The following is a 3,859-nucleotide window of genomic DNA, read 5'->3' as shown; positions in this document are numbered from 1 at the left end:
AAAAAAACTGCTTGAAGTCCCTGTTCCGGAAGCTTTGCTCCGCACCTGCCTGGAAACGGAGGAAAATGCATGCCTGGGCTGTTGAAACTGTGTAATAGTCTGTCCAGTGAATGCCCTTTCTGACTGTGAACTTGCAGCCGGGCACCTGAACAACATGGACGAAAAAGCTCTTCTAGGGGTTAAAAACGGAAGAATTTCAGTCATAGACCAGGAACGCTGTGGAGCAGATGGAGCCTGCGCCATGATCTGTCCTGTTGATGCAATCAGGCTTGTAAAGAAAGAGGTGGAATAAATGGCAGGAACAATTGCAATTAAGAACGGATACGTCTTTGATTCCCTCAATGAAATAAATGGGGAAATTATGGATATCTTTATCAAGGACGGAAAAGTTGTAAGAGAGCTTTCTGCGGCTGAATTGAAAAATGCAAAGTTTATTGATGCCTCTGGTATGACGGTCATGCCTGGTGGAGTTGACTCCCATTCTCACGTTGCAGGTTCAAAGGTTAACGCTGGCAGGTCGATGCGTCCCGAAGATCATTATAAAACAACTCTCCAGAAAACTTCACTTACCCATTCAGGCTCAGGTTACACTGTTCCCTCTGTCTACAAACAGGGATACGATTACGCAGCAATGGGCTATACAACTGTTTTTGAAGCTGCAATTCCCCCTCTTGAAGCTCGCCATACCCATGAAGAGATGCGTTCTACTCCACTCCTTGATATGGGAGGATACCTGGTACTTGGAAACAACTTCTTTTTGATGCGCTATCTCCATGATGGGGACATAGAAAAGGCTGCGGCTTATGTGGCCTGGATGATGAAGACTCACAAGTCCTATGGGATAAAATGTGTCAACCCTGCAGGAGTCGAAAACTGGGGCTGGGGTAAAAACGTACATTCTCTTGATGAAGCCAACATCCATTTCGAAATTACCCCAAGAGAAACTATAAAAGGGCTTAGCGAGGTCAATGAACTCCTCGGCATGCCTGTACCTCTTCACCTGCATGCAAATAACCTGGGACATCCTGGTTGCTACGGAATTACCAAGGATTCCCTCAAAATCCTCGACGGTGTAAAGCCCAGGCAGGACATGGATGTGGAATGGGCTGAAACCAAAATAGACCCTTCACGGAACCGTTCCGTATACCTCGCCCACATGATGTTTAACAGTTTTGCAGGCACTTCCTGGAGAGACTGTGAATCCGGAGTAAAAGATATTGCAGAATACATCAACAATAAAGATCATGTAGTAATCGATAGTGGATGCACTCCCTTCGGAGAAGCTACGGTTATGACAGGAGATGGGCCTGCCATCCAGGATATGTACAAGCTTACAGGAAACAAATGGTCTAATACTGACGTTGAGATGGAGGGTGGGTCAGGTGTTATTCCCTTCACTTACTTCAAAGCCAATCCGGTACACAGCCTCCAGTGGGCAATGGGCCTTGAATGTCTCCTGCTCATCAATGATCCCTGGAAGACAATTATGACCACGGACAGCCCCAATGGTGGTCCGTTTACGAAATATCCTGAGGTTATGACCTGGATCATGTCTGAGGCTTTCAGGAAACAGACCTTCAGCGAATGTCACAAATGGGCAAACGACAGGAGTGAACTTGGAGGCATAAACCGGGAACTTTCCCTCTATGACCTTGCGATTCTGACCAGAGCAAATCCCGCTAAAACAATTGGCATGGCTCACAGAAAAGGTTCTCTTGGATTGGGCGCTGATGGAGATGTTACAGTCTATAACATAAATCCACAGCAGCTTGACACAAACAACTATGAAGCTCTACTTCAGGCTTTCAGGAAGGCCGAATACACCGTAAAGGGTGGCGAAATTGTATCTGTGAAGGGCGATATTGTTTCCGTACCTGAAAAGCGGACTTATTATTCTGAAGTACATGTAGAAGACGAGCAGGAAAAGGAAATGCTGGCTGATGTTAAGGAGTGGTTCAGGTACTACACTCTGGGCTTTGCTAACTATCCAACTCCAGAAAAGTATCTACAAAATCCGACTCCCATAAAGATTAACGTTGTGAGGTGAGGTAATGACAGAGGGAGTTCTTATTAATAAAAATGAAATTGAGAGTAATCTTGAGGCAGTTATAAAGCCTGGCTCATTTACTGGTGAAAGTGCTGGAGAAATAGCAGAAGTAATACTTATTCCTAAAAAAGCGATTGACATTAAACTGGAAGCCGATGTTATAACTCCTGATTCTTTTGCAGGCAAAAGTGCTGAAGAAATAGGAGACCTGTCCGTCTGGCAGGGGCCAAAGACCTATCCTCTCTCCGATTTTTTTGAAGTAACAGGCAGTGCAGGCATTTCTGCAGCTGATACACTCATCCGCATAAAAGGTGACGTAATGAGGGTCAAAAGGATCGGGGAAGGCATGAGCGCAGGAAAAATCGAAATTGAAGGTTCTGCTGGCATGCATGTAGGTACCGAGATGAAAGGAGGAGAGATCGTTGTTTATGGAGACGCCGATTCCTGGGCAGGTATGGAAATGACAGGCGGCCTCCTGACCATAAAAGGCAATGCCGGAGACCATGTGGGCTGCGCTTACAGAGGAAAATGGCACGGCATGAAAGGTGGTCGCATCGTTATTGAAGGTTCTGTACGTCACCAGCTCGGAGGCGGCATGGACGGTGGTGAAATTATAGTCGAAGGCGATGTTAAAAGCTTCTGCGGAATTCGCCAGAACGGTGGTCTCATCTTCGTAAAAGGCAGCGCTCTTCGTGGAGTAGGTGCTGAAATGGCAGGAGGCACCATAGTTATAGGAGGCAAAATCGAGCGCTTCTCCCCAGGTTTCGAATTTGTATCCATGGAAAATAGCGTTACATCCGGAGAGGTTGAGTTAATAGGGGAATTCAAGAAATTCACAGGGGACTATGCAATTAACAAGCGGGCAAAAGGAACGCTTTACGTGGTTGCAGACACAAACCCGGAGCTATGAGGTGAGAATCATGGAAGTATTACTCATTAGCGGAAGTACGATTAATGAAGGCAGGCTTGCCAAAGGTGGGGACAAATTCACAGACGAGTACACTATGGAATGTGCCTCGTGCTGGATATCTCCTGTAGATTTTTCATCACTATGCGCCCCTGAGAAAGTGAAAGTAACAAGCCATAATGGGAAACATTCGATTGTAGTTTATACCAAATGTACGGATGCAGTCCAGCCAGGGCAGGTTTTTATGCCAAGGGCTATCTGGTCGAATGTTATCATAGATCCTGATACTCTTTCCACTGGTTCTCCTCTCTATAAGGGTGCCCCAGTAATAATTGAGCCCACTGATGAAGAGGTTCTTAGCGCCGAAGATGTAGTATTGAAAGTTTATATCGGAGGTCAATGAGTATGATTTACAAAAACATAGTCTGTCCGGTCTGTGGGGCAGCCTGTGACGATATCCAGGTTGAATTCGGAGACGGGAAGATTGAAGCTAAAAACGCATGTAAGATGGGAAATGCCAAATTTCAGGAAGTTGTAAGTTCCCACCGTCTCAGGCAGCCCCTTATAAAGAAGGACGGAAAACTGACACCTTCTGCCTGGGACGAAGCTCTTGAAAGAGCAGCCGATATTCTTGTTTCAGCAAAGCGTCCCCTGCTTTTCATGGGTAGTGAAACCTCTTCTGAGGCACATGAAATAGGGCTCAAGCTAGGGGAATACCTTGGTGCAATTGTTGATTCCAATGCCACTATCTGTCACGGGCCAACAGCTATGGGAATTCAGGAATCCGGAAAAGTCGGTGCAACTGAAGGTCAGAAGAAAAACAGGGCTGATCTCCTAGTTTACTGGGGAACTAATCCTCTTGAATCCATGCCGAGACAGATGTCAAGGTACGCAGTTTTCCCGAG

Annotated in this window: 4 protein-coding genes and 1 pseudogene; all 5 read left to right on the top strand. The window is 46.1% G+C overall.

Annotated elements, in window-relative coordinates; all coding sequences use genetic code 11:
- Window positions 1–292: pseudogene (locus A9239_RS18500) on the top strand (4Fe-4S binding protein); the annotation flags it as partial.
- Window positions 293–2,047, top strand: coding sequence for a formylmethanofuran dehydrogenase subunit A (locus tag A9239_RS14070; RefSeq protein WP_054865223.1), 1,755 nt, complete (start codon window positions 293–295; stop codon window positions 2,045–2,047).
- A gap of 4 nt (window positions 2,048–2,051) precedes the next feature.
- Window positions 2,052–2,957 carry a formylmethanofuran dehydrogenase subunit C gene (locus A9239_RS14065; protein ID WP_048154347.1) on the top strand — a complete coding sequence of 302 codons (906 nt, stop codon included), beginning with the start codon at window positions 2,052–2,054 and terminating at the stop codon, window positions 2,955–2,957.
- Between the two features lie 10 nt (window positions 2,958–2,967).
- Complete coding sequence (locus A9239_RS14060) at window positions 2,968–3,357, top strand: molybdopterin dinucleotide binding domain-containing protein (protein WP_048123192.1); 390 nt, start codon at window positions 2,968–2,970, stop codon at window positions 3,355–3,357.
- Window positions 3,354–3,859 (top strand): molybdopterin-dependent oxidoreductase (locus A9239_RS14055; protein ID WP_255361956.1); only part of this gene is annotated, 506 nt, incomplete at its 3' end. The genes A9239_RS14060 and A9239_RS14055, both read left to right, overlap by 4 nt.

Source organism: Methanosarcina sp. A14, assembly GCF_001729375.1.
GTDB classification, from domain to species: Archaea; Halobacteriota; Methanosarcinia; order Methanosarcinales; family Methanosarcinaceae; genus Methanosarcina; species Methanosarcina barkeri.
Note: the sequence above shows the minus strand (reverse complement) of the source record. Positions and strands in the feature narration are given on the sequence as shown.

Excerpts from the sequence above, each read along its gene's own strand:
- A9239_RS14065 (WP_048154347.1), top strand. The coding sequence starts at position 2,052 with ATGACAGAGGGAGTTCTTATTAATAAAAATGAAATTGAGAGTAATCTT.
- A9239_RS14070 (WP_054865223.1), top strand. The coding sequence starts at position 293 with ATGGCAGGAACAATTGCAATTAAGAACGGATACGTCTTTGATTCCCTC.
- A9239_RS14060 (WP_048123192.1), top strand. The coding sequence starts at position 2,968 with ATGGAAGTATTACTCATTAGCGGAAGTACGATTAATGAAGGCAGGCTT.